The sequence below is a fragment of the uncultured Agitococcus sp. genome, from assembly GCF_937920075.1.
GTDB lineage: Bacteria > Pseudomonadota > Gammaproteobacteria > Pseudomonadales > Moraxellaceae > Agitococcus.
Genome location: NZ_CALETI010000416.1, coordinates 1 through 1,212 on the forward strand (window position 1 = coordinate 1; position 1,212 = coordinate 1,212).

Consider the following 1,212-nt stretch of genomic DNA (forward strand, 5'->3'; position numbering starts at 1 on the left):
TTTTTGCTTGGCTGTTCAATAATGTAATCCATTATTTACCTCCCCACGGAATCCACTTAGAACCGTTAAACATTGCGATAGGCTTGCCTGTTTTTGGGTCTTTAGCGACAGAACCTTTTTCTATGTTAGCCGTTGGCAATTTTGATAAATCAGGTGCTTGACTGCCATTATTAACAGATTCTTGACGCGCTTTTAATTCATCGGGCGTTACTTTTCCGCTTAGAATATCACTAGCATAAGAGCCGTATTTTTGTTGAATACTTACCGCGTAAGCCTTAGCAGACTTTGCAGCAGCAATACGCGCATCTCTCGGTTGAGTGATGTCCGATGCAACGCCAACCTGTTCTAAATAATTCATTACATCGCGGTCGGTAGATGGACCAGGCTGTTTTTGCGCGTAATTGATTAACGTTTTGGCTTTTTGGTTTGCAGCAGTAACGGCTTGTAACTCAGGATTATCCGTAGAAGCCAAACCTTTTAACTTGTAATAAGTCGATGCTAAAAGATTTGCGGGTGTTTTTTCTAAATCAGCAATATAACCATCTAACAATGGAATAACGTCCGAAGCGTCGGCGTATTTTTGCGCGACTGTTTCGCGCTGTTTTAACTCAGACTTAAACTCTTCTTTTTTGGTAAACAATGTTAGCGGGTCATCTTTTGCGATAAACGGCTTACCATTGGCCAATACGGGTGTTATTTCGCCCGTTGCCATGTTTACTATATTTACAGAACCATCGCGGCCTGTAATCTCTTTTAATGGTGGTGCTTTTGGCTCTTTAGCGGCAACAACAGGTCGCCCCTTTGGTAACTCACCCTCTTTTACCACTTCAAAACCTAAATCTGTTTTAACAAGTGATGTTTTAGGGTCTTTCGGCTCTTCATACGGCTGATAACCATCAACAGGTACAACGCCTGATTCTGTCATGGCCAAAAATAAAGGTTTGTTAGTTTTAGAGTCAATACCTTTAGTCAATCCACCAAAATACTTATTAGGGTTTTTTTCTAACTCTTTTAACTTCTTGGCCGCATCAAAAGCCGTTTCAACATCTTGCGCCGCCATAGCCGCGTTGAATTGAGCCGTAAGCACATCTTTAATATCAGGCTGCTTAGGTGCAATTGCAGGGTTAACCATCTCGCGTCTTACGTCAAAATTACCTTTTAAAATGTTTTCGCCAAATAAATCAGGTGTTGGTAAGTTTTGGCCGCGTTCTG

At 41.5% G+C, this 1,212-nt stretch carries 1 protein-coding gene; it reads right to left on the reverse strand.

Going from position 1 to position 1,212, the window contains the following annotated elements:
- Positions 1–31 precede the first annotated feature (31 nt).
- Positions 32–1,212: hypothetical protein (locus Q0212_RS14290; protein ID WP_297926695.1), on the reverse strand; the 1,181-nt coding region annotated here is incomplete at its 5' end.